This is a genomic window from Aliigemmobacter aestuarii (assembly GCF_004799285.1).
Taxonomy (GTDB): domain Bacteria; phylum Pseudomonadota; class Alphaproteobacteria; order Rhodobacterales; family Rhodobacteraceae; genus Aliigemmobacter; species Aliigemmobacter aestuarii.
Genome location: NZ_SSND01000001.1, coordinates 1,443,791 through 1,466,119, shown reverse-complemented (window position 1 = coordinate 1,466,119; position 22,329 = coordinate 1,443,791). Strand labels below are relative to the sequence as shown.

General features: G+C 66.4%; 24 protein-coding genes. 18 read left to right on the top strand and 6 right to left on the bottom strand.

What is annotated here, in order from left to right:
* Window positions 1-32: 32 nt before the first annotated feature.
* The gene (locus E7811_RS07135; RefSeq protein ID WP_136393838.1) at window positions 33-779 is read left to right on the top strand and encodes a hypothetical protein; all 747 of its coding nucleotides are present in this window, start codon (window positions 33-35) and stop codon (window positions 777-779) included.
* Between the two features lie 54 nt (window positions 780-833).
* A complete protein-coding gene (gene ilvA, locus E7811_RS07130) occupies window positions 834-2,081 on the top strand; it encodes a threonine ammonia-lyase IlvA (protein WP_136393837.1) in 1,248 nt (415 codons plus the stop codon).
* 3 nt (window positions 2,082-2,084) lie between these two features.
* Here ilvA and E7811_RS07125 read toward each other — a convergent pair whose 3' ends face one another.
* Window positions 2,085-2,414, bottom strand: a complete 330-nt coding sequence (locus E7811_RS07125; protein ID WP_136393836.1) for an Hpt domain-containing protein — start codon at window positions 2,412-2,414, stop codon at window positions 2,085-2,087.
* Window positions 2,415-2,580: 166 nt separating this feature from the next.
* Here E7811_RS07125 and E7811_RS07120 point away from each other — a divergent pair, with 166 nt between their 5' ends.
* On the top strand, window positions 2,581-3,858 hold the full coding sequence (locus E7811_RS07120; protein ID WP_394345600.1) for a PP2C family protein-serine/threonine phosphatase: 1,278 nt from the start codon (window positions 2,581-2,583) through the stop codon (window positions 3,856-3,858).
* Window positions 3,859-3,887: 29 nt separating this feature from the next.
* On the opposite strand, the gene E7811_RS07115 is transcribed toward E7811_RS07120, so the two are convergent.
* Window positions 3,888-4,334 (bottom strand): NUDIX domain-containing protein, encoded by a 447-nt coding sequence (locus E7811_RS07115; protein WP_136393834.1) that lies wholly within the window; start codon window positions 4,332-4,334, stop codon window positions 3,888-3,890.
* A 79-nt stretch (window positions 4,335-4,413) separates the two neighbouring features.
* Between E7811_RS07115 and hslO the strand changes: the two genes are divergently transcribed.
* The 8 genes from hslO (at window position 4,414) to E7811_RS07075 (ending at window position 13,576) form a co-directional block, all read left to right on the top strand.
* Window positions 4,414-5,418, top strand: a complete 1,005-nt coding sequence (gene hslO, locus E7811_RS07110; protein WP_136393833.1) for an Hsp33 family molecular chaperone HslO — start codon at window positions 4,414-4,416, stop codon at window positions 5,416-5,418.
* The gene (locus E7811_RS07105; RefSeq protein ID WP_246020250.1) at window positions 5,405-5,998 is read left to right on the top strand and encodes a CoA pyrophosphatase; all 594 of its coding nucleotides are present in this window, start codon (window positions 5,405-5,407) and stop codon (window positions 5,996-5,998) included. Before hslO ends, E7811_RS07105 begins: the two co-directional genes overlap by 14 nt.
* Window positions 5,995-7,134, top strand: coding sequence for a CCA tRNA nucleotidyltransferase (locus tag E7811_RS07100; RefSeq protein ID WP_136393831.1), 1,140 nt, complete (start codon window positions 5,995-5,997; stop codon window positions 7,132-7,134). The genes E7811_RS07105 and E7811_RS07100 overlap by 4 nt, the downstream gene beginning before the upstream one ends.
* Window positions 7,135-7,197: 63 nt before the next feature.
* A complete protein-coding gene (locus E7811_RS07095; RefSeq protein WP_136393830.1) occupies window positions 7,198-9,057 on the top strand; it encodes an ABC transporter ATP-binding protein in 1,860 nt (619 codons plus the stop codon).
* On the top strand, window positions 9,054-10,913 hold the full coding sequence (locus E7811_RS07090) for an ABC transporter ATP-binding protein (protein WP_136393829.1): 1,860 nt from the start codon (window positions 9,054-9,056) through the stop codon (window positions 10,911-10,913). Before E7811_RS07095 ends, E7811_RS07090 begins: the two co-directional genes overlap by 4 nt.
* Window positions 10,910-12,154 (top strand): class I SAM-dependent RNA methyltransferase, encoded by a 1,245-nt coding sequence (locus E7811_RS07085; protein ID WP_136393828.1) that lies wholly within the window; start codon window positions 10,910-10,912, stop codon window positions 12,152-12,154. The genes E7811_RS07090 and E7811_RS07085 overlap by 4 nt, the downstream gene beginning before the upstream one ends.
* 19 nt (window positions 12,155-12,173) lie before the next feature.
* On the top strand, window positions 12,174-12,965 hold the full coding sequence (locus tag E7811_RS07080) for an ion transporter (protein ID WP_136393827.1): 792 nt from the start codon (window positions 12,174-12,176) through the stop codon (window positions 12,963-12,965).
* A gap of 122 nt (window positions 12,966-13,087) precedes the next feature.
* Window positions 13,088-13,576: a L,D-transpeptidase family protein gene (locus E7811_RS07075; RefSeq protein ID WP_246020248.1), complete on the top strand. Its 489-nt coding sequence runs from the start codon at window positions 13,088-13,090 to the stop codon at window positions 13,574-13,576.
* 77 nt (window positions 13,577-13,653) lie between these two features.
* On the opposite strand, the gene E7811_RS07070 is transcribed toward E7811_RS07075, so the two are convergent.
* A complete protein-coding gene (locus E7811_RS07070; protein WP_136393825.1) occupies window positions 13,654-14,232 on the bottom strand; it encodes a CAP domain-containing protein in 579 nt (192 codons plus the stop codon).
* Between the two features lie 158 nt (window positions 14,233-14,390).
* On the opposite strand from E7811_RS07070, the gene E7811_RS07065 reads away from it, so the two are divergent.
* Window positions 14,391-14,990: a L,D-transpeptidase gene (locus tag E7811_RS07065; RefSeq protein WP_136393824.1), complete on the top strand. Its 600-nt coding sequence runs from the start codon at window positions 14,391-14,393 to the stop codon at window positions 14,988-14,990.
* An 82-nt stretch (window positions 14,991-15,072) separates the two neighbouring features.
* Here E7811_RS07065 and hemH read toward each other — a convergent pair whose 3' ends face one another.
* Together hemH and E7811_RS07055 are read right to left on the bottom strand one after the other, a co-directional pair.
* Window positions 15,073-16,161: a ferrochelatase gene (hemH, locus tag E7811_RS07060; protein WP_136393823.1), complete on the bottom strand. Its 1,089-nt coding sequence runs from the start codon at window positions 16,159-16,161 to the stop codon at window positions 15,073-15,075.
* Between the two features lie 56 nt (window positions 16,162-16,217).
* On the bottom strand, window positions 16,218-17,060 hold the full coding sequence (locus E7811_RS07055; protein ID WP_136393822.1) for a methyltransferase domain-containing protein: 843 nt from the start codon (window positions 17,058-17,060) through the stop codon (window positions 16,218-16,220).
* A gap of 24 nt (window positions 17,061-17,084) precedes the next feature.
* On the opposite strand from E7811_RS07055, the gene E7811_RS07050 reads away from it, so the two are divergent.
* Genes E7811_RS07050 through E7811_RS07035 form a run of 4 tightly spaced genes read left to right on the top strand, consistent with a single transcriptional unit; the run spans window position 17,085 to window position 19,391 of the window.
* Complete coding sequence (locus tag E7811_RS07050) at window positions 17,085-17,810, top strand: ComF family protein (protein WP_136393821.1); 726 nt, start codon at window positions 17,085-17,087, stop codon at window positions 17,808-17,810.
* Between the two features lie 38 nt (window positions 17,811-17,848).
* Window positions 17,849-18,106, top strand: coding sequence for a glutaredoxin 3 (gene grxC, locus E7811_RS07045; protein WP_136393820.1), 258 nt, complete (start codon window positions 17,849-17,851; stop codon window positions 18,104-18,106).
* Window positions 18,107-18,111: 5 nt separating this feature from the next.
* A complete protein-coding gene (locus tag E7811_RS07040; RefSeq protein ID WP_136393819.1) occupies window positions 18,112-18,942 on the top strand; it encodes a carbon-nitrogen hydrolase family protein in 831 nt (276 codons plus the stop codon).
* Entirely contained in the window at window positions 18,942-19,391 is a 450-nt protein-coding gene (locus E7811_RS07035; protein WP_136393818.1) for a MarR family winged helix-turn-helix transcriptional regulator, read from the top strand. The genes E7811_RS07040 and E7811_RS07035 overlap by 1 nt, the downstream gene beginning before the upstream one ends.
* Before the next feature lie 71 nt (window positions 19,392-19,462).
* On the opposite strand, the gene E7811_RS07030 is transcribed toward E7811_RS07035, so the two are convergent.
* Window positions 19,463-20,434, bottom strand: coding sequence for a polysaccharide biosynthesis/export family protein (locus E7811_RS07030; RefSeq protein ID WP_246020246.1), 972 nt, complete (start codon window positions 20,432-20,434; stop codon window positions 19,463-19,465).
* Window positions 20,435-20,693: 259 nt separating this feature from the next.
* Here E7811_RS07030 and E7811_RS07025 point away from each other — a divergent pair, with 259 nt between their 5' ends.
* The gene (locus tag E7811_RS07025) at window positions 20,694-21,545 is read left to right on the top strand and encodes an NAD-dependent epimerase/dehydratase family protein (protein WP_168732943.1); all 852 of its coding nucleotides are present in this window, start codon (window positions 20,694-20,696) and stop codon (window positions 21,543-21,545) included.
* Window positions 21,542-22,171: a sugar transferase gene (locus tag E7811_RS07020; protein ID WP_136393815.1), complete on the top strand. Its 630-nt coding sequence runs from the start codon at window positions 21,542-21,544 to the stop codon at window positions 22,169-22,171. The genes E7811_RS07025 and E7811_RS07020 overlap by 4 nt, the downstream gene beginning before the upstream one ends.
* Window positions 22,172-22,329: the final 158 nt, after the last annotated feature.

Genomic DNA, 22,329 nt, shown 5'->3' with positions numbered 1-22,329 from the left:
CTATGTCGGAAAGATCAAAAGGGATATTGGCGATGAAGGCTTGGCAGATATTCATTCACTCGCTGCGGCAGGTTATTGGGAACATCGGTGTGGCGCTCAGGGTTTCTGCGGTGCCCTTCGCGGTTCTGCTGGTCGTCGGGGCGGGGCTTGGCGGCCTGTTCCTTTCGGCCCAGATGTCCAGCGGGGCCACGGATGCATCCGGCATGATCTGGCTGGCGCTGCTCGTCGTCTTCTATGTGGTCGTCCTGATGACGGTTGCGGTGAACTGGCATCGTTTCGTGCTGATGAACGAACCGGTGGGATGGCTTCCCCGGTTCCACGGCGACCGTGTCGTCGCCTATTTCCTGCGCGGCCTGATCGTGAGCCTCGTGCTGCTGGGGATCGGGCTTGTCCTGTTCCTGCCGGTCATTTTCTTCGGCGGCGCGATGGGTGAACCTTCGGCCCTTGCGGTGATCGTGATGATCCCGATCATCCTGCTTCTGGCCACCGTGGGGTGGCGGCTTTCGGCCGCGATGCCGGGGGCGGCGCTTGAGGGCGGCGGCGGGCTGGCCGATGCCTGGGCGGCCACGCGCGGCGAATGGCCGACGCTTCTGGCACTGACGGGGATCTATTTCGTGGCCTCTTTCGTGCTGTCCGTGATCGCGGCGGTTCTGATCCTGATCCCGGTGCTTGGCTTTCTGGTCCAGATCGCGGTGAACTGGCTGATGATGATGGTCGGGCTGTCCGTCCTGACCACGCTTTACGGTCATTACATCGAAAAGCGGCAACTCGTCGCTTGACCGGGGCCTGACACGGGCCTTGCGGGGCGGGGCTTTGCGCGGCTAACTGGCGCGATGACCCAGTTTGCCGATGCCGCCCGTGCCGCCACCCGCGCCCTGCGCGACCTGTTCGATCCCACACCGTTGCAGCGCAACGATCACCTGTCGGCGCGCTATGGTGCCGACATCTGGCTGAAACGCGAGGACCTGACCCCGGTGCGCAGCTACAAGCTGCGCGGCGCCTTCAACGCAATGCGCAAGGTGCGTGCCGCCGATCCGCAGCAGGGCGAATTCGTCTGTGCAAGCGCGGGCAATCACGCGCAGGGCGTGGCCTTCGCCTGCCGCCATTTCGCGGTGAATGGCACGATCTTCATGCCGGTGACGACCCCGCAGCAGAAGATCGACAAGACCCGTACCTTCGGTGCCGACAATGTCGAGATCGTGCTGACGGGCGACTATTTCGACCAGACGCTGGCCGCGGCTAAGGCCTTCTGCGCCGAACGGGGTGCGCATTTCCTGTCGCCCTTCGACGATGCCGACGTGATCGAAGGGCAGGCCAGTGTGGGGGCTGAGTTGCTGGCGCAACTGGGTGCCGCGCCCGATCTGGTGATCCTGCCCGTCGGTGGCGGGGGGCTGGCCTCGGGCGTCACGGGCTATCTGCGCGAGGTCGCGCCCCTGACCGAATTCCGCTTTGTCGAACCCCTTGGCGGCGCCAGTCTCAGCGCGGCGCTGCGGGCGGGGCAGCCCGCGACCCTGCCGAAGGTGAACAGCTTTGTCGACGGGGCCGCGGTGGCGCGCCTCGGCGACCGGACGTTCGAGGCGCTGAAATGGGTGGACCCGGCGCATGTGCTGCTGGCGCCCGAAGACCGGATCTGCGTCACGATGCTCGAGATGCTGAACGTCGAGGGAATCGTGCTGGAACCGGCGGGGGCGCTGTCGGTCGATGTGCTGCCGGTCCTTGCCGACCAGATCGCCGGGCGGACGGTGGTCTGCGTGACATCGGGCGGGAACTTCGATTTCGAACGCCTGCCCGAAGTGCGCGAACGCGCACAGCGCTATTCGGGGCTGAAGAAGTATTTCATCCTGCGGATGCCGCAGCGCCCCGGTGCCCTGCGCGAGTTCCTGATGATGCTGGGGCCCGATGACGACATCGCGCGGTTCGAATACCTCAAGAAGTCGGCCCGCAACTTCGGGTCGGTCCTGATCGGGATCGAGACGAAGAAGGCCACGAACTTCGATGCGCTTTTCGCCAACATGGATGCCGCCGGCTTCACCTATCGCGACATCACCAGCGACGAGACGCTGGCCGAGTTCCTGATCTGACGGTCAGGCCGCGCTGCGCCGCAACCGGCCAAGGAAGATGCGTCGCGTTTCCGCATAGACCTGCCCGAGCCGTTCCCGATCCACCGCCTGCGCGGCCCCAGCCGCCGCCTGCCGTTCACCGGCCTGACACAGCGTGGCCAGATCGGTGAAGCCCAGGTTCAGGGCCGAACCCTTCAGGAAATGCAGCGCTTTTTCGATATCCGCCCCGCCGGACAATGCGGCCAGCCCGGCGACGACCTCATCGGTTTCCTCGATGAACAGGTCCACCACATCGTCAAAGCCGTCATCGCCGATTTCGTCGCGCAATTCCGCGACCCGCCCCCAGTCGATCATGTCACCCTCCATCGCCACAGGCCCTGTGGCACCACACGAGGCCAAGGATCGCGCCGGGGCTTTAACGGCCGGTAACGCCACCGCGGCGAAACGCCCGCAATTTTACCTTTCACCCGCCCTTAACGCCTGGCGCGCATGGTCCGGGCCAAGGGAAAGGATAGTGCATGTGATCGCGGATCGGAACACTGACCGGGCAGGGGAAACGCCGCAGGCCGCGCCGCCCGCGCTGCGCGTGCTGGTCGTGGACGACAGCCGGGCGCAACGGGCCGTGCTTGCCCTGCACCTGCGGCGATGGGGTTACCGTGTCACCGAAGCTGCCAGCGCCGAAGAGGCGCTGGAGGTCTGCCGGACCGATCTGCCCGACATCGTCCTGTCGGACTGGGTGATGCCGGGGATGAGCGGGCTTGAACTCTGCCGCCGCATCCGGGCGCTTCCCGACGAAGGCTATCGCTATTTCATCCTTCTGACCTCGAAATCGGAAAAGGCCGAAGTGGCCGACGGGCTGGACGGGGGCGCCGACGATTTCCTGACCAAGCCGGTGAACCCGGACGAACTGCACGCCCGCCTGCGGGCGGGCGGGCGGATCATCGGGATGCAGATCGAACTGCTGGAAAAGAACCGGCTGGTCAGTGCCACACTTGACGAATTGCAGAAGGTCCACGCCTCGCTCGACCGCGACCTGATCGAGGCGCGCAAGCTGCAGCAGACGCTGGTGCGGGACCGCGAACGCGATTTCGGCGCGGGCGAGGTGGCGGCGCTGTTGCGGCCCTCGGGCCATGTCGGCGGCGATCTGGCCGGCTTCTTCGAAATCACCCCGCGCCGCATCGCGCTTTATTCGGTGGATGTGTCTGGGCATGGCGTGGCCTCGGCCATGATGACGGCGCGTCTGGCCGGGCTTCTGTCGAATTCGTCACGCGACCAGAACATCGCCATCGTCAGCGGGCTTTACGGCTATCGCGATGCCTGGCCGCCGGAAACGGTGGCGGCGCGGTTCAACCGGATGATGTTCGAGGAACTGCAACTCGACCAGTATTTCACCCTCGCCTATGCCGAGATCGACCTGAAGACAGGGCGTGTCTGGCTGGTGCAGGCGGGGCATCCGCACCCGGTTCTGATCCGGGCCGGTGGCCGGATCGAAAAGGTGGGCGAAGGCGGGCTTCCCATCGGGCTGATCGAAGGGGCCGAATGGCAGCGGGTGGAACTTTGGCTGGAGCCGGGCGACCGGCTGTTTCTGGTGTCCGACGGCGTCACCGAATGCCCCGTCGCGGGCGGAGGCGACCTTGGCGAAGAGGGGCTGGCGGCGATGCTGGAGGAAATGCACGGCATGGCCTGCGGCCCGATGCTGGAGGCGCTGGTCTGGAAACTGGCCGACCGGATGGGGGGCGAGGATTTTCCCGATGACGTGTCGGGCGTGCTGTTCCGGTTCAAGGGCGGCCTTGCCTGATCCGCAGGACGCCGGCCCCGCGATCCGTCCTAGCGGCTGGCCGACAAAAGCCGCGCCAGCATCGCCCGGTCGCCTGCGTTGCCCAGACGATCCACCGCCTCGACCGCAGGCATCCAGACGGCGGTATGTCCCGGCTCCGACGGCGGGCCGATCCGGCGGGCCGGTCGCGCGACATAGATGGCGCACAGCTTTTCCGCCCACAGGTCGTATTCCGGCATGTAGGCGAAGCGGCGGAAGGTGCTGAAGAACCGCAGGCCGCCGATGATCCAGCCGGTTTCCTCGATCACCTCGCGGTGCAGGGCGGCGATCGGATGTTCGCCCCGGTCGATCCCGCCGCCGGGCAACTGGAACTCGGGCGTGGGGTCTTCTTGGAAGGTGGTCAGGATGTCCGGGCCGCGCAGAAGGATGGCATAGACACCGGGCCTGCGGCGATAACGCATGTCAGGTCTGACGGATTCGCCGTATCGCCGGATCATCTTGGCCCCTTGGGTTGTCGGGCCATTGCCCCTATATAGGCCGCAAATGTCAAGGCCACGGCCTGAAGGAACACCCCCGATGACGCATGGAAATCAGATCGCCTGGGACGATACCGTCCTGCCATTCCAACTTGACGCCGCCGACGTGCGCGGGCGCGTGGCGCGGCTGGATGGCGTGCTGGATCACGTCCTGAAACAGCACAACTATCCCGCCCCGATCGAGGCGCTCGTTTCGGAAATGGCGCTGCTGACCGCGCTGATCGGCCAGACCATCAAGCTGCGCTGGAAGCTCAGCCTGCAGGTGCGCGGCAAGGGCGCGGCGCGGCTGATCGCGACCGATTATTACGGCCCCTCCGAACAGGGCGAGCCCGCCCGCATCCGCGCCTATGCCAGCTATGATGCGACCCGTCTAGACCTGGACGCCGATCCGTTCAGCCAGATCGGCGAAGGCTATTTCGCGGTGATGCTGGATCAGGGGCAGGGGATGCTGCCCTACCAGGGCTTTACCCCCATCGCCGGCGGCTCGCTGGCGGCCTGCGCGGAAACATATTTCGCCCAGTCCGAACAGCTTCCGACGCGGTTCCAGTTGCGCTATGGACGCAGCCAGATGCCGGGCGGCGCGGCGAGCTGGCGCGCTGGCGGGCTGATGCTGCAGCACATGCCGCAGGTCGGCATGGGCGTTGCCGCCGAAGCCGGATCGGGCGAAGGCGGCCTCTTGACGCACAGCGACATCCTTGGCGGCGATGCCGGTGACAACTGGAACCGGGTCAACATGCTGCTCGACACCGTCGAGGAGATGGAGCTGATCGGCCCCCATCTGCCGCCGACCGACCTGCTGGTGCGGCTGTTCCACGAGGAAGGGCCGCGCGTGTTCGATGCCCAGCCGGTGCGCTTCGGCTGTTCCTGTTCCGAAGACAAGGTGCGCAACACCATGTCGATCTATTCGGCCAAGGACATCCAGAAGATGACCACGCCCGAAGGTCATGTCACCGCCGACTGCCAGTTCTGCGGCGCGCATTACAAGTTGGACCCGGCGACACTTGGCTTCGAAGCCACGAAGGGGGCCGGGGGTGAACCTCTCTGACAGGCTGGCCCGGGCCCTGCGGTCCGGGCCGGGCGACTCGTCGGATTTCGATCTGAACCCGGGCACAGTGCTGCCGCCGGGGCGCCGCTTGCGCCCGGCGGCGGTTCTGGTGCCGGTCTGGCAGCAGGCCGAAGGCGCGCGCCTGATCCTGACGAAACGGTCGTCGCACCTGAAACACCATCCCGGCCAGATCGCCTTTCCCGGCGGCAAGATAGACGAGGGCGATGCCGGCCCCGAAGGCGCCGCCCTGCGCGAGGCGCATGAGGAAATCGGCCTGCCCCCTGACCGCGTCACGCTGCTTGGCCGGTTGCCCGCGCATGAAACCGTCACCGGCTACACCGTGATCCCGATCCTCGCGCTGGTGGGCGACTTCACGCCCGTTCCCGAGCCGGGCGAGGTGGACGAGGTGTTTTCGGTTCCGCTGCCGCATGTCCTCGCGCCCGCGAATTTCCGGGTCGAGCGGCGGATGTGGCGCGGCGAATGGCGGCGCTACTATACCGTTCCCTACGGCCCCTATTACATCTGGGGGGCAACCGCGCGTATCCTGCGCGGGCTGGCGGAACGGATGCAGGGCGAATGACAGGGATTTCCGGCGACTGGATGGTGGCGGCGCAGCCCGTCTGCGCGATGCTGACGGCGGCGGGGCACCGTGCGCTGTTCGTTGGCGGCTGCGTGCGCAATGCGCTTCTGGACGTCGCGGTCGCCGATGTCGACATCGCGACCGATGCGCCGCCCGAACGGGTGTTGCACCTTGCGGCTGCGGCGGGACTGAAGGCAGTGCCGACCGGCATCGACCACGGCACGGTGACGGTGATCGCCGATCACGTCCCGCACGAGGTGACGACGCTGCGCCGTGACGTGGCCACAGACGGGCGGCGCGCGGTCGTGGCCTTCACCGACGATCTGGCCGAAGATGCGGCGCGGCGCGATTTCACAATGAACGCGCTTTACGCCACGCCCGATGGCCATGTGATCGACCCGCTGGGTGGCCTGCCCGATCTGGTGGCGCGGCGCGTGCGATTCGTGGGGGATCCGGTGGCCCGCATCACCGAGGATTACCTGCGCATCCTGCGCTTCTTCCGCTTTCACGCGGTCTATGGCGACCCTGCCGCGGGCCTCGATGCCGATGGCCTTGCGGCCTGTGCCGCCCATGCGGACGGGATCGACCGGCTGTCGCGCGAACGGATCGGGGCCGAAATGCGCAAACTTCTGTCAGCCCCCGATCCGGCGCCATCGGTGGCGGCGATGGCGCAGGCGGGCGTGCTGCGCCACGTTCTGCCGGGAGCCGATGCGCGCTGGCTGGCACCGCTTGTCCATCTGGAAGGGGCAGAAGTGCCCCGCTGGCTGCGCCGGCTGGCCGCACTGGGGGGCGAAGAGGCCGCCGAGCGCCTTCGCCTGTCGCGCAGCGATGCGGCGGCACTGGCGGCGATCCGGTCTGCCGCCCTGTCGGATGCGGCCGCGGTCGAGCTGGGCTATCGCCTCGGGGCCGAGCGGGCGGGCGATGCGATCCTCGTGCGGGCCGTGCTGATGGAAACGGCCCCGCCCGAGACCTGGGGGGAAGAGGTGGCGCGGGGCGCGCGCGCGGTCTTTCCCGTCCGCGCTGCCGATCTGATGCCGGGGCTGGAGGGCGCGGCGCTTGGCGCAAGGCTGAAGGCGCTGGAAAACCGCTGGATCGCCTCGGGCCTTGTCCTCAAGCGCGAGGACCTGCTGGCCTGAGGTTTCCCTTTCCGCCGCAGGGGTCTATATCTGGGCGGTGACGCGCATGAAGGCCTGACACCCGTGTTCCGTTTCTTCGAAGGCCTCGTCGACCCTTACGGGCCCTACGAGCAGACCGATACGCCGCCCCGGCGGCTTTGGCCATTCCTGAAGGAATATGTCCGCCCCTTCCGGGGCGTCTTTGCCGTGACCGGCGTCATGTCGATCATCATGGCGGCGATGGATGTGGCTCTGATCTGGTACATGGGCCGTCTGGTCGATGTGCTGGCCTCGGACGATCCCTCGTCGGTCTGGGCCACCTACGGGGGCGAGATCATCGCGGTCGCGGCGGCGATCCTGCTGCTGAAGCCGGTGCTGGCCGGGGTCGGCGTGGCGCTTCTGCACAACACCATCCTTCCCAACTTCGGAACGATGATCCGCTTCCGCGCCCATGCCCATGTGCTGCGCCAGCCGGTCGGATGGTTCGAAAGCGATTTCGCGGGCCGCATCGCCAATCGCATCATGCAAACCCCGCCCGCCGCGGGCGATGCCGTATTCCAGACCTTCGATGCGATGGCCTTCGCCTCGGTCACGGTGGTGGGTTCGGGCCTGATGCTGGCCGAGGCTGACCCGCGCCTTGCCCTGCCGCTGGTGATCTGGTTCGGGCTTTACGTGCTGCTGGTCCGCTGGACGATCCGCCATGCCGGACCCGCCGCCAAGGCCAGTTCGGACGCGCGTTCGGCGGTGACGGGGCGGGTGGTGGACGCTTATACCAACATCCATTCGGTCAAGCTGTTCGCGCATCATGACCGCGAGATCGCCTATGCCACCGAGGCGATCGAGACCGCGCGCCGGAAGTTCCAGTTCGAGATGCGGATCGTCACCAAGATGGACATCCTGCTGACGCTGCTGAACGGCTTCCTGATCGTGGCGGTGACGGGCTGGGCGATGGTCCTGTGGTATCAGGGGCAGGCGAGCGTCGGCACCGTGGCCGCCGCGACTGCGCTTGTGCTCAGGCTGAACAACATGACCTACTGGATCATGTGGGCCACATCCTCGCTGGTGCAGGCTTTGGGTGTCGTGGCCGAAGGGATGGAGACGATCACCCATCCGATCGGGCTGACCGATGCCCGGGATGCCCGCCCGCTGGCCCTGCGCGAGGGCCGGATCGAAATCCGCGACCTGCGCCATCACTATGGCCGGGACACGGGCGGCTTGCAGGGCGTGACGCTGACCATCGCGCCCGGCGAACGGATCGGACTGGTGGGCCGGTCGGGGGCGGGCAAGTCGACGCTGGTCAAGCTGATGCTGCGGCTGGCCGACCCGGAAGGCGGGCAGATCCTGATCGACGGGCAGGACATCACCCGCGTCACGCAGGAAAGCCTGCGCCGCCAGATCGGGATGGTGCAGCAGGATTCAAGCCTTCTGCACCGCTCGATCCGCGACAACATCCTTTATGGCCGCCCCGATGCGACCGAGGTCGAGATGGTCGAAGCCGCCCGCCGGGCCGAGGCGCATGATTTCATCCACACGCTGGAGGATCAGGAAGGGCGCACCGGATATGACGCCCAGGTGGGCGAAAGGGGCGTGAAGCTGTCGGGCGGTCAGCGCCAGCGGATCGGGATCGCCCGCGTGATCCTGAAGGACGCGCCGATCCTCATTCTGGACGAGGCCACAAGCGCCCTGGACAGCGAGGCCGAGGCCGCGATCCAGAAGACGCTTTATGGCGTCATGGCCGGAAAGACGGTGATCGCCATCGCGCACCGCCTGTCCACCATCGCGGCGATGGACCGGATCGTCGTGCTGGACGAAGGCCGCGTCGCCGAGACCGGCACGCATGACGAATTGCTGCGCAAGGGCGGGCTTTACGCCCGGTTCTGGGCGCGGCAGTCGGGCGGGTTCATCGGCTCGGACGCCGAAGACGCAGGAGAGGCCGCAGAATGAAGATGATGGCCCGCCTCGGCAACGTGATCGACGCCTTCCGCCCCGCGGACGGACCGCCGCCCGGTGATCTGGGCGCGTTCATGCGGTGGGCGCTGAAGGGATCCTGGCCGTGGCTGTGGCTGGCCGCGGCCCTGTCGGCGCTGGCGGGCACGATGGAAGTTGTCAGCGCGCTGATCCTTGGCGCGGTGATCGACGCCGCGCTGGCCGCCGGGCCGGAACGGTTTCTGGCAGAAAGCGCAGTCCTGCTGGGCCTGTTCCTGCTGTTCTATCTGGTCCTTCGGCCCCTGTCCTTCGCGGCGTCCTCCGCCTCGAACTCCATCGTGATCGGGCCGAACGTGATGCCGCTTGTCCTGTCGCGGCTGCACCGCTGGACGCTTGGGCAGGCCGTCACCTTCTTTGACAACGATTTCGCCGGTCGCATCGCGCAAAAGCAGATGCAGGCGGCTCGCGCCGTCACCGACGTGGCGACCGAGATGATCAATACCGTGGCCTTCGCGCTGGCCTCGGTCATCGGGTCGGTCGTGTTTCTGGTCGCGGTGGACTGGCGCGTGGCGCTGGCGCTGGCGGCGTGGATGGTGGGCTATCTGGCGCTGATCCGCTTTTTCCTGCCGAAGGTGAAGACGAACTCTGCCGCGCGCGCCTCGGCCCGGGCGATGGTGTCGGGGCAGGTGGTGGACACGATCACCAACATCAAGACGGTCAAGCTGTTCGCCCATGCCGCCTTCGAGGATCGAGTCGCGTTGAAGGCGATGGAAGTGTTCCGCGCCCGGTCGCTGGAATTCGGCCAGATTTCCACCGCGTTCCGCTTTGCCCTGATGACTTGGGCCGGGGTGCTGCCCGTGCTCTTGATCGGTGGTACGCTGCTTCTGTGGGCGGAAGGCGCCGCCACCGCAGGGGCCATCGCGGCGGCCGGGGCCATTGCCATGCGGATCGCGCAGATGTCGGGCTGGGTCAGCTTCACGCTGATGTCGATCTATACCTCGGTGGGCGAGGTCGAGGACGGGATGCGCACGCTGGCCGTCCCGCACACGCTGGCCGATCCATCCGGGGCCGTGGACCTGCCCCGCGTCCGTGGCGAGGTGCGGTTCGATCATGTCAGTTTCGGCTATGGCCGCCGCCATGCCGGGGTGAGGGACATCGACCTTACGGTGCAACCCGGCGAAAAGCTGGCCATCGTCGGCGCGTCGGGGGCGGGAAAATCGACGCTGGTTTCGCTTCTCTTGCGGCTTTACGACACCGAGGCCGGGCGCGTTCTGGTCGATGGCCATGACGTGCGCGAGGTCACGCAGGAATCCCTGCGCCGCCAGATCGGCATGGTCACGCAGGAAACCGCGATGTTCAACCGGTCGGCCCGCGACAACATCGCCTACGGCCGCCCCGACGCCACCGAGGACGAGATCATCGCCGCAGCAAGGCAGGCCGAGGCGCATGACTTCATCATGGCGATGGCCGATCATCAGGGGCGCAAGGGCTATGACGCCTATCTTGGCGAACGCGGCGTGAAGCTTTCCGGCGGTCAGCGTCAGCGGATCGCGCTGGCCCGCGCCTTCCTGAAGGATGCCCCGATCCTTGTTCTGGACGAGGCGACAAGCGCGCTGGACAGCGAGGTCGAGGCATCCATCCAGGAGGCGCTCGGCCGGGTGATGGAAGGCAAGACCGTGCTGGCCATCGCGCATCGGCTATCGACCATTGCCGCGATGGACCGGATCATCGTACTGGATCACGGCCGCATCGTCGAGGAAGGCAGCCATGACGATTTGCTGGCAGCGGGTGGGCTTTACGCGCGCTACTGGAACCGGCAGTCGGGCGGGTTTATCGGTGCCGACGAGGACGAGGCGGAAGAGGCTGCCGAATGAAGCTGACAATCGAACGGGTCGGGCATCTGGGCGACGGCATCGCGCAGGGGCCGGACGGCCCGGTGTTCGTGCCCCAGACCCTGACCGGCGAAGTGGTCGAGGGCGACCTGACCGGCGACCGGCTGGCAGGTGCGCGGATCGTCACGCCATCGACCCTGCGGGTGCGCCCGCCTTGCCGCCATGCCCGCGCCTGCGGGGGCTGCATCATGCAACATGCGGCCGACGGGTTCGTTGCCGACTGGAAACAGGGGATCGTGCGCACTGCGCTGGCCGTTCAGGGGATCGAGGCGCCGATGCGCCCGGTCATCACCTCGCCCGCCCGGTCGCGGCGGCGCGCGGCCGTGTCCGGGCGCCGGACAAAGGGCGGGTCGCTGGTGGGCTTTCACGCGCGCGCCTCCGATACCATCGTGGCGGTGCCCGATTGCCAGCTTCTGCATCCCGACCTGATGGCGGCGATGCCCGCGCTTGAGGCGCTGGTGCTGGCGGGCTGTTCCCGTCATGGGGAATTGACCCTGACGGTGACGCAATCGCTGGTCGGTCCCGATATTGCCGTGACCGGCGGCAAGCCGCTGGACGGGCCGTTCCGCCTTGAACTGGCGCGGCTGGCCGAAGCGCACGGGATCGCCCGCCTGACCTGGGAGGGGGAAACCATCGCCCTGCGCGTGCCGCCCGCAATCGCCATCGGGCGGGCGCGCGTCGTGCCGCCGCCGGGGGCCTTCCTGCAGGCAACCGCCGAAGGCGAGGCCGCGCTTCTTGCGACCGTGCGCGAGGCCGTGGGCGATGCGCCCCGCGTGGCCGACCTGTTCTGCGGTGTAGGAACCTTTGCCCTGCCGCTTGCGGAACAGGCCGAGGTTCTGGCCGTCGAGGGGGATGCGGCGATGGTTGCGGCGCTGGATCGGGGCTGGCGTCAGGCCGAGGGGCTGAAGCGCGTGCAGACCGAGGCGCGCGACCTGTTCCGCCGTCCGCTGGAGCCCGACGAATTCAAGGGCATCGCCGCTGTCGTCATCGACCCGCCGCGCGCCGGTGCCGAGGCGCAGACCGCCTGTCTTGCGCGGTCGGGCGTGCCGGTGATCGCCGCCGTATCGTGCAACCCGGCAACCTTCGCGCGCGACGCCAGGGCGCTGATCGCGGCGGGATACAGCCTGGATTGGGTGCAGGTCGTCGATCAGTTCCGCTGGTCGGCACATGTGGAACTTGCCGCCCGCTTCTCGCGCCCCCATATGGCGCGGAAACCTTCCTGACAGGAACGACGGAACCGTCATGCGTGCCAACCTGATCCGCTGGCTGGAAAGCCCGATTGTCCGCAACACGATCATCGCGGTGATCCTGTTCAACGCCGTGATCCTCGGGCTGGAAACCTCGGATCCGGTCATGGCCCGCTTCGGGCCTCTGATCCTGGCGCTGGATACCGCCTGCCTTGTGGTCTTTGTGGTCGAGATCGCGGCAAAACTGGTGGCCTATGGCGGGCGGTTCTTCCGGTCGGGGTGGAACCTGTTCGACCTTGCGATCGTGGGGATCGCGCTGGTCCCCGCCGCGCAGGGCTTTTCGGTGCTCCGGGCGCTCAGGATCCTGCGGGTCCTGCGGGTGGTGTCGGTCACGCCCCGGCTTCGGCGGGTGGTCGAAGGTTTCATCACGGCGCTGCCCGGGATGGGCAGCGTGTTTCTTCTGATGGCGATCATCTTCTATATCGGCGCCGTCATGGCGACCAAGCTGTTCGGCGACGGTTTCCCCGACTGGTTCGGCGACCTGGGCAATTCGGCCTATACCCTCTTTCAGATCATGACGCTGGAAAGCTGGTCGATGGGCATCGTCCGCCCGGTGATGGAGGCCTATCCCTATGCCTGGGCCTTCTTCGTGCCCTTCATCATGGTCACCACCTTTGCCGTGGTGAACCTTCTGGTCGGCCTGATCGTGAATTCCATGCAGGACGCCCATGCCGAAGAGGACGTGAAGCGCACCGACGCCTACCGCGACGAGGTGCTTTCGCGCCTTGCCGGGATCGAGGCGCGTCTGGCCGCGGCCGAGGCCGAACGGGCAGGAAGGCCGCAATAACACGCCTGTGATCTGTCGCGGCCCAAGATTTCTTTGCCACAGCGGGCCTCGTCGCTGTATCTGCAGCACAAAGACCAGGACGAGGCAGTAACGAAGACATGTGGTTGGGCAGGATCTTTCTGATGCTGGCTGTGGTGCTGGGCCTTTCTGCCTGTGGCGGGTCCAAGTTCCGTACCTATGACGGCCCCGAAGTCACCTCGATCCAGGTGCACAAGAGCGCGCGCAAGATGTATCTGCTGCACAATGACGAGGTGCTGCAGACCTATGACATCGCGCTTGGCCGCGTGCCGGAAGGGCACAAGCAGTTCGAGGGCGACGGCAAGACGCCCGAAGGCACCTACTGGATCGACCGCCGCAATCCGCGCAGCGAATTCCACCTTTCGATCGGGATTTCCTATCCCAACGAAGCCGATCGCGCCTATGCCTCGTCGATGGGCAAGCCTCCGGGGGGCGACATCTTCATTCACGGGCACACAGGAACGAAGAATCCGCGGACCGGCAAGAAGAACCGGGGCGACTGGACCGAGGGCTGCATCGCCGTGAAGGACCGCGAGATGGAAGAGATCTATGCGATGGTCCGCAACGGGACGATCATCCACATCCTGCCCTGACGCATCGCGCGCAGACGAAGAAAGGCCGCCCGTCCGGGCGGCCTTTTGTGTTCAGGTGCCGTTAGGGGCGGCGTGGGTCAGAGCCGCTGCGACGGGTCAATCACCGGCTGGACATTCGGGGTATAGTTCGCGGGGCTCGACCCGAAGGACGACCCGGTAACAAGCGTCCACCAGATCTTGCCGTTTTCTTCCTGCCACCAGGAAAAGCCCAGTTGGTTCGCGTTGGGGTCGAGGATGACCCCGCGCGTGTCGGGCTGCGCCATCCAGGCGGAAAGGGTTTCCAGTTCCGTCTCGTAGGTTTCGGAAATCAGTTCGCCCGCCAGCGACCCGCGATAGCCTACGCGGCGCACCCGATCCAGCGGCGACGACCCGTCGGACCCGAAGTGCCAAGGCCGGTTCTGGATCGACATGTCGCGCGCATGGGTCGAGGCGGCGGCGTTCAGTTCGGCGTTGTAGGCCAGCGGCGTCAGCCCGCGTGCCTGCCGCAGGGTGTTCACCGAATCCAGAAGGTTGAAATAGATCTTGTCGGTATCGGCCGGCCTGATCTTGTAGACCTTCGGCAGGGGCCGCCCGTCCGGGCCGACCTGAGGGGCCGACGTGGTGCAGGCCGCCAGTGCCGCCAAGCCAAGCAACGCAAGAGCTGATCGTCTTCTCATCATCCGCACACCCAAGAAAGTTTCGCCCCTCTTATCCCTTCGCCGGTGCGGGATCAAACGCAACTCTGCGTGTTTCCGCCGGCTGACATTCGTTTGATTTGCGGGTTTCCGCGCAATTCGGTAAATGCAGGGCGAATTCCACATGAGGAGCCGACCGGATGAGCACCGAAAACAGCTTCCGCCCCACGCGCCGCCACCTGATCGGTGGGGCCGCCGCGATGTTGGGCGCATCCTCGCTGCCGGCACTGGCACAGCAGGAGGGTTCGACCGAGATCGAACAGCCCGCAAGCCGCGTGCGCAACAACACCTCCAGCTTCCGCATGCTGGACTGGCGGCCGTATTTCGAGAACACGACGAATGGCGCGGTGTTGGTCGATACCCAGTCGCGCGTGCTGCACTTCTGGTCCGAGGATCAGTCGATCTACAAGCTTTATCCCACCTCGGTTCCGCTGACCGACGATCTGACGCGGCGCGGCCGGACCGAGATCATCAAGAAGGTGGTCGGCCCCGAATGGCGCCCGACGCCCGAGATGAAAAAGCGCAACCCCGAATGGCCCGATTACATCGGACCCGGTCCCGACAATCCCCTGGGAACCCACGCGCTGTGGCTGTCCTGGACCTATTACCGGATCCATGGCACGCATGACACGCGCAAGATCGGGCGCCGGTCGTCGAACGGCTGCATCGGTCTTTACAACGAACACATCTCGGAACTGTTCGACCTGACCAAGGTCGGCACGCAGGTCCTGCTCATCTGACCCGCGCCACAGGCGGAAATGACAAAGGGGCGGCTGATGCCGCCCCTTTTGCATTCGTCGGGGTCGCCGACCCGTGCCGGGGTCAGACCCAGCCGCCCAGGTTTTCCTCGATCACCGTGACAAGCGCGCGGATATGGGCCGGGTTGTCGTTCAGGCAGGGGATATAGGTGAATTCCTCGCCGCCCGCGTGTTCGAAGGATTCGCAGATTTCGCCCTGGATCTCTTCCAGCGTCTCGATGCAGTCGGCGCTGAAGGCCGGGGCGATCACGGCAATCCTCTTGATCCCCTTTTTTGCCAGTTCGGCCACATGTTCCACGGTATAGGGGCGCAGCCATTCCTCGCGTCCGAAGACCGACTGGAAGGTGGTGTGGATCGCGTCCTTTTTCCACCCCAGACGTTCGCGCAGCAGGCGCGTCGCCTTGGCGCACTGGCAATGGTAGGGGTCGCCTTCCATCAGATAGCGCTTGGGCATCCCGTGATAGCTTGTGATCAGCACGTCGGGCTTGTGGTCGAGTTTCGCATAAGCCTCTTCGACCGACTGGGCCAGCGCCTCGATGTAAAGCGGGTGTTCGAAGTATTCGGGCACGATCCGCGCGGCAGGCTGGCGCTTTTCCTTCATCAGCGCGCGGAAGAACTGGTCATTCGCGGTGGCCGATGTCGCGCCCGCATAGTGCGGATATAGCGGGAAGAACAGGATCTTCTCGCACCCTGCCTCGACCATCGCGCGCACTTTCGATTCGGTCGACGGGTTGCCGTAGCGCATGCAGAAATCGACCATGACGCGGTCGCCGTATTTCGCGGCGATCTCGGTCGCGATGGCGGCGGTCTGGTCCTTGGTGATGGTCATCAGCGGGCTTTCGCCCTTGTCGTGGTTCCAGATCGACTTGTAGTTCGCGCCCGAGGTGAACGGGCGCTTCGACAGGATGATCAGTTGCAGCAAGGGCTGCCACTTCCACGCCGGAAAGTCGATCACGCGCTTGTCGGACAGGAATTCGTTCAGATACCGCCGCATTGACCAATAGTCGTAATTGTCCGGCGTGCCGAGGTTGGCCAGAAGGATACCCACCCGGGCGGTCTTGACCGGCGGGTGATCGGCCGGGGCATGCGACAGGCGCCCCTGTCCGGGGGTGACGGTTTCGCCCTTCGAGGCGGTCGGTCTGGCGTCCAGCATCTTGCGTTCCTGTTGCTCGTGCGACCTTGGGGGACATATACGGTTCGGGGCGGGGGTCAACCGTCGTTGCGTGGTGCAGGAAGTCGCACCTCGGCGGTTTGCAGCGCCTCGGCCAGCCGCGCGGCCGCCGATCCGGGGCGCAGCGGTTTCTGCTGGCTGTCGTGAGGGGCCCAGCCGGTCAGCGTGATGATCTCGAACGTCGCGGGGATACGCCCCTCGCCATCGGCGAAGGTTTCGCCATAGCGCCGCGCCGTCTCGGCCAGTACCGCGCGACCGGTCGGGCGGCGCAGACGGGCGGCAAGCGCGTTGCCCTCGCCCATGGCGCGCAGATCGGCCATCAGGTGCAGCGCGTCGCGGTATCGCACCGTCTGGCTGAAACTGTCGGCCACCGGCAGTGCGAAACCGGCCCGTTGCAGAAGCGCGCCCATGTCGCGGATCTCGCCCATCGGCAGAACGCGGGGTGAAAGCCCGCCCGTCAGCGCCGCCTCGGCCTCGGCGATAGTAGCCCGCAGCTCGGAAAGGGTCTGGCCGCCGAAGGAAAAGCACATCAACAGGCCATCGGGCCGCAGCGCGCGGCGGCATTGCACAAGCTGGCCCACCGGATCGTTCGCCCAATGCAGGCAAAGCGCATGGATCACCAGATCATGCGCGCCTTCCTCCAGCGCCAGAAGATCGTCATCGGCCACGATCCGCGCGTCTGGCAGCACATCTGCCCAGACCTGCGGGAAGGGCGTGACGATGGCAGGCGTTGTAAACGACTTGTTAACCTCGCTGAGCCTTTCCTTGGCTTCGAGGGCCACGAGGTCATGCAGGAAAAGCGCGGGCGCTGCCTGCCGCAGTGCGCGGGCGCGGTTGCGGGCAAGGGCCGTGCGGTCGGTCAGAAGGGGCGGCGCGTTCATGGCCCGGACCATGGGGATTTGGGGATGAGAATGCAAGCCGTGCTGCAGGCCGTCTATCCGCCGCAATGCCTGACCTGCAACACGCTTGTGACCACCGACTTCGGCCTCTGCGCCGACTGCTGGCGCGAAACGCCCTTCATTTCGGGGCTGGTCTGCGACCTGTGCGGGACGCCCCTGCCGGGCGAGGATCCGGGGCATCCCGTGCATTGCGACGACTGCCTGACCATCGCTCGGCCCTGGGAACAGGGGCGGGCGGCGATGCTTTACCGCGACAATGGCCGCAAGATCGTGCTGGCGCTCAAGCATGGCGACCGAACCGATCTGGCCCGTCCCGCCGGTGGCTGGCTCGCGCGCGCGGCGGGGCCGATCGCCATGGCCGAGGGCACCCTTGTCGCGCCGGTGCCGCTGCACTGGCTGCGGCTGCTGAAGCGCCGTTACAACCAGTCGGCGCTTCTGTCCTCGGCATTGGCGCGGGCAGTGGGGGCGGATCATTGCCCCGACCTTCTGCAACGCCGGCGCGCGACGGGCACACAGGACGGACGTGACCGCGATGGCCGGTTTTCCAACATGCAGGGGGCGATCCGGGTGCATCCCGGCCGGGCGGCGCGGATTCTTGGGCGGCCCGTCTTGCTGGTCGATGACGTGATGACATCGGGGGCGACGCTTGCCGCCTGTGCCGAGGCCTGTCTTGCAGCCGGGGCCACCCGTGTATCGGTCGTCGCGCTGGCACGCGTTGCGAAGGACGCCTAAATCCCTATAGTCACCGCGACCTTTGGGATTTGCCGCAGATGAAAACCGTCGAGATCTACACCACCCCGACCTGCCCCTATTGCCATGCCGCCAAGCGCCTTCTGACGAAAAAGGGCGTGGCCTTCACCGAAATCGACGTCAGCCGCGACCCCGCTGTGCGGATCGCGATGATGGAACGCGCGAATGGCCGCCGCACCGTTCCGCAGATCTTCATCGGCGGCGTGCCGGTGGGCGGGTCCGACGACATCCACGCGCTGGACCATGCCGGCAAGCTTGACCAGATGCTGGCGGATTGACGGGCATGCGCGCGGCGCTGGTGCAACTGAACGTGACAGACGATCCGGCGGCGAACCTGCCGGAAACCCTCGCCCTTGTACGGGCCGCGGCCGAGGGCGGCGCGGGGTTCGTCCTGACGCCCGAATGCACCAATGCGCTGTCGTCCAATCGTGACCGTCAGCGGACACTGTTCTTCCGCGAAGAGGCTGATCCGACCCTTGCCGCCCTGCGCGAGCTGGCGGCGGAACGGCGGATCTGGCTGCTGATCGGCTCGCTTGGCCTGCTGACCGACGATGCGGATGGCCGGTTCGCCAACCGGTCCTTCCTGATCGCCCCGGATGGCACCGTTGCCGCGCGATACGACAAGATCCACATGTTCGACGTGAACGTGTCGGAAACCGAGGTCTATCGCGAATCATCGGGCTATCGGCCCGGAAGCCGCGCGGTTCTGGCCGATACGCCATTCGGCAAGATCGGGATGACGGTCTGCTATGACGTGCGCTTTCCGCATCTCTACAGGCGTTTGGCGCAGGCCGGGGCTGATATCCTGACCGTGCCCGCCGCCTTCAACCACCTGACCGGACAGGCGCATTGGGAAACGCTTTTGCGGGCGCGGGCCATCGAGACGGGCTGTTTCGTGCTGGCCCCGGCGCAGACCGGGTTTCACCCCGAGGAACAGGGCAAGGGCCGCCGGACGCATGGCCATTCGCTTGCCGTGGCACCCTGGGGCGAGGTGATCGCCGATGCCGGCGACGAACCGGGCGTCACCTTTGTCGAGATGGATCTGTCCGAGGTGGCGAAGGCCCGTGGCCGCGTGCCCTCGCTCGGTCATGACCGTCTGATCGAGGGGCCCTGATGGCGGAAACGACCGAAGACCTTGCGGTGGCCCTGTTCAGCGAACTGTTCTCGGCTGACCAGATGGCGCGCAACCGCGTGTCGAAGGTGCTGCCCAAGGGGATGGAGCTTTCGCATTTCGCCGTGCTGAACCATCTGGCCCGGGTCGGCGACGAACGGTCGCCCGCGCAACTGGCGCAGGCCTTCCATGTGACACGGGGGGCGATGACCAACACGCTGGCGCGGCTGGAATGGGCCGGCCACATCCACATCCGCCCCGACTGGGATGACGCCCGGCGCAAGATGGTGTCGATCAGCCCGTCGGGCCGGGCGGCGCGGGATGCCGCGGTGGCGGCCGTTTCCCCGATGATCGCCGAGGTGGTCGAATCGCTCGGGGCGGACCGCATCCGCGCCGTCCTGCCCGTGCTGCGCGAATTGCGCGTCAGGCTTGGGCGCGACGAAACCGCCTGACGGCCCAAATGAAAACGCAGGCCCCAAGGCCTGCGTTTCCGTTTCTTCTGTCAAAGGCCGGATCGCCCGGATCACAGCCGCTTGGACACGCCCAGGGCCGACCCGACCAGCCGCATGATGGTTTCCGTCGTGGTCAGCGCGCTTTCGGTGACAAGCACCAGATCGCCGTCATGGATCTGGAACTCTCCGGCGCTGAAAAGGCCGTCCCCCGACGTCAGGTCGACGGCAAAGACCATGCGTTCCTTCGACGGGCCGGCATCGTCGATCCGCACGTCCGAAGCGGAATAGTTGCGCAGGATCAGGATGCCCTTGGGATCGGCGCGCGTGTCGTTCAAGCCGCCCACCAGCGACAGCGCATCCAGCGCCGAGATCCGTTCCTGCGGGAAGGGGATCTGCGCCTCGCGGCCCGCCGCGCCAAGCGCCAGGAAATAGCGTTCGTCCTTCTCGACATAGACCTTGTCACCCCCGCGCAGCGTCGTATCAAGCGCGGGGTTGTCCAGAAGCGTTTCAAGGGCAACGCCGTAAAGCTTGCCCTCGCGCATCAGGCGGATCTGCGGGTTTTCGATCCCCGAGGCCACGCCACCACCCATCGCGATCAGCGCGGTCACGGTGAAATCGCGGTCGGGCAGGGGGTAGTTGCCCGGCTTCTGCGTGCCGCTGACAAGATCGACCGTGCTCTTGCGGCCGGAGGTGTGCGACAGCTGCACCTGCGCCGAGGGAATGACCGAGGCCATCCGTTCCTGGATCGCCTGGCGCGCGCGGTCGGGCGTCATCTTCGCCACATAGATCTCGTCAACATAGGGCATGAAGATCGTGCCGCTTTGCGACACGCGCATGGCGTTCAGCGAGACCACCTTCTGCGCCGGGGCGATCAGAAGCGAATTCGGTTCATTGTCCCAGACCGAGATGTCGACCATGTCGCCGGGTTCGATGATCTGGTCGCCCGGTCCGCGCGACCGCTTGATCCAGCCACGGTTGTTGCTGCGGCCGGTCAGGGGCCATGCCTTGATCGTGTCGATCGTGTCGCGGCTGACGTACTGCACGGCAAAGGTCGACTCTTCCTCCTCCGCCTCCGAAAGTATTCGCTGCGCTTCGGGCGCGCCCTGCGGCACCTGGCAGGCCGCAAGGCCGAATGCCAGGGCAAGAATGAAACCAAATCTGCATAGCAGCGCAGGCATTATGAACTCCGGCAAACACGAGTTCACCCCGGCAGGGTGGACTTTCAGCGCCCGCGAAAGATACTTGCCCCGCTACGGGGGTCAACCTGTGAAGTGGGGGACGGGTAAAACGAATATGGCAGGTGTGGCTTCGATACTTGTTACCGGCGCAGGAGGGCGGATCGGTTCGGTGCTGCGCCATCACTGGGCCGGGCGCCCCCTGGCCCCCTTGTGGATCGGCCGCACCATGCATGGGCCCGGCGGGCTGGCCGCTGATATCCTTGCGGAAATCCCGCAAACACCCGCCGCCGATGTTGTCCTTGCGCTGGCCGGGGTCGTGCCCGGCGGGGGCGCGGACATGGCCCTGAACACCGATCTTGCGCTGGCGGGCTGCGAATTGGCGAAAGAGGCCGGCGCGCGGCGTGTCCTTGTGGCCTCGTCCGCCGCCGTCTACGGGCCCGGAACCGGAGCCGACCTGCGCGAGGATGCACCCCTGGCGCCTGTTGCCGCCTATGGCCGGGCCAAGCTGGCGATGGAGCATGCGGTGACACGCTGGCACGAGGCCGCGCCGGGGCGCCCTGCCGTCACGATCCTGCGGATCGGGAACATCGCCGGGCTGGATGCGCTTCTGGGCGGCAACCTGCCCGGGGCCACCGTGGCGCTTGATCCGGTGCCGGGGCAGGCGGGCGGTCCGGTCCGGTCCTACATCGGGGTGAAGGGGCTTGCGGATGTGCTGCTGGCCCTGTGCGAGGTTGCAGCCACGGGGGCCGACATGCCGCCCGTCCTGAACGTCGCGGCAGAACCGCCCGTCACGATGGCGGCGCTTCTTGCGGCCGATGGCCGCCCCTGGCGCTACGGGCCGGACAATCCCGCCGTTCTGGGCCGGGTGGTGCTGGATACCGGGGCGCTGCGGTCCTTGCTGCCGGGTCTTGCCTTGACGACCGATGCGGCGGAAATGGTCCGGCAATGGCACGCATGGAAGGACGCCACCGCATGACCCCGCAAAAGCGCCTGTTCGACCTGACGCTTGCCCTTCTTCTTGCGGTGCTTCTGGCGGTGCCCTTCGCCGTTCTCGTGGTGGTGCTGTGGCTGACCGAGGGGCGGCCGATCTTTTATGTGGCGGAACGGATGAAAGCCCCCGGCCAGCCCTTCCGGCTTTGGAAACTGCGCACGATGAAGGTGGCGCGCAGCGACAGCGGCGTTTCGGGGGGCGACAAGGCCGACAGGATCACCCCGATGGGCCGGTTCCTGCGCCGTGCCCGGCTGGACGAGATTCCGCAACTATGGAACGTGATCCGTGGCGACATGAGCTTTGTCGGCCCGCGCCCGCCGCTGCGTCAGTATGTCGAACGCTTCCCCGCCCTTTATGCCGAGGTCCTGAAAAGCCGCCCCGGCATCACCGGGCTTGCGACCTTGCGGTTTCACGGGCACGAGGAACGCCTTCTGGCCGCCTGCCGCAGCGCCGAGGAAACCGATGCCGTCTATGCCCGTCGCTGCGTGCCGCGCAAGGCGCATCTCGATCTGATCTATCAGCGCCACCAGACGCTTTGCTTCGACCTGGCGCTGATGGCCGAAACGGGCGGGCGCGTTTTGTTGAAACGCCTGTTCCGCCGGGGCGGCTGAGCCAGCCTGTGCCCCCGTGCGCGGCAGGGAAGATGAGCGGGGAAAGAGGACTTGACGCAACAGGCCGGCGGCAGTTCGCCGGCGCCGCCTGCGTTCCTTGTTGATCGGGCCCGCTGTGATATAAGATCGCGCAACGTAGAATGGCTTTTCGCCGATGC

Bases quoted from the DNA above. Each gene is read 5' to 3' on its own strand.
- E7811_RS07085 (WP_136393828.1), top strand. From the start codon at position 10,910: ATGAAGCTGACAATCGAACGGGTCGGGCATCTGGGCGACGGCATCGCG.
- E7811_RS07135 (WP_136393838.1), top strand. From the start codon at position 33: ATGAAGGCTTGGCAGATATTCATTCACTCGCTGCGGCAGGTTATTGGG.
- E7811_RS07040 (WP_136393819.1), top strand. From the start codon at position 18,112: ATGCGCGCGGCGCTGGTGCAACTGAACGTGACAGACGATCCGGCGGCG.
- E7811_RS07070 (WP_136393825.1), bottom strand. From the start codon at position 14,232: ATGAGAAGACGATCAGCTCTTGCGTTGCTTGGCTTGGCGGCACTGGCG.
- E7811_RS07020 (WP_136393815.1), top strand. From the start codon at position 21,542: ATGACCCCGCAAAAGCGCCTGTTCGACCTGACGCTTGCCCTTCTTCTT.
- E7811_RS07125 (WP_136393836.1), bottom strand. From the start codon at position 2,414: ATGATCGACTGGGGGCGGGTCGCGGAATTGCGCGACGAAATCGGCGAT.
- E7811_RS07090 (WP_136393829.1), top strand. From the start codon at position 9,054: ATGAAGATGATGGCCCGCCTCGGCAACGTGATCGACGCCTTCCGCCCC.
- ilvA (WP_136393837.1), top strand. From the start codon at position 834: ATGACCCAGTTTGCCGATGCCGCCCGTGCCGCCACCCGCGCCCTGCGC.
- E7811_RS07075 (WP_246020248.1), top strand. From the start codon at position 13,088: ATGCTGGCTGTGGTGCTGGGCCTTTCTGCCTGTGGCGGGTCCAAGTTC.
- E7811_RS07115 (WP_136393834.1), bottom strand. From the start codon at position 4,334: ATGATCCGGCGATACGGCGAATCCGTCAGACCTGACATGCGTTATCGC.
- grxC (WP_136393820.1), top strand. From the start codon at position 17,849: ATGAAAACCGTCGAGATCTACACCACCCCGACCTGCCCCTATTGCCAT.
- E7811_RS07080 (WP_136393827.1), top strand. From the start codon at position 12,174: ATGCGTGCCAACCTGATCCGCTGGCTGGAAAGCCCGATTGTCCGCAAC.
- hemH (WP_136393823.1), bottom strand. From the start codon at position 16,161: ATGCTGGACGCCAGACCGACCGCCTCGAAGGGCGAAACCGTCACCCCC.
- E7811_RS07050 (WP_136393821.1), top strand. From the start codon at position 17,085: ATGAGAATGCAAGCCGTGCTGCAGGCCGTCTATCCGCCGCAATGCCTG.
- E7811_RS07100 (WP_136393831.1), top strand. From the start codon at position 5,995: ATGACAGGGATTTCCGGCGACTGGATGGTGGCGGCGCAGCCCGTCTGC.
- hslO (WP_136393833.1), top strand. From the start codon at position 4,414: ATGACGCATGGAAATCAGATCGCCTGGGACGATACCGTCCTGCCATTC.
- E7811_RS07035 (WP_136393818.1), top strand. From the start codon at position 18,942: ATGGCGGAAACGACCGAAGACCTTGCGGTGGCCCTGTTCAGCGAACTG.
- E7811_RS07055 (WP_136393822.1), bottom strand. From the start codon at position 17,060: ATGAACGCGCCGCCCCTTCTGACCGACCGCACGGCCCTTGCCCGCAAC.
- E7811_RS07065 (WP_136393824.1), top strand. From the start codon at position 14,391: ATGAGCACCGAAAACAGCTTCCGCCCCACGCGCCGCCACCTGATCGGT.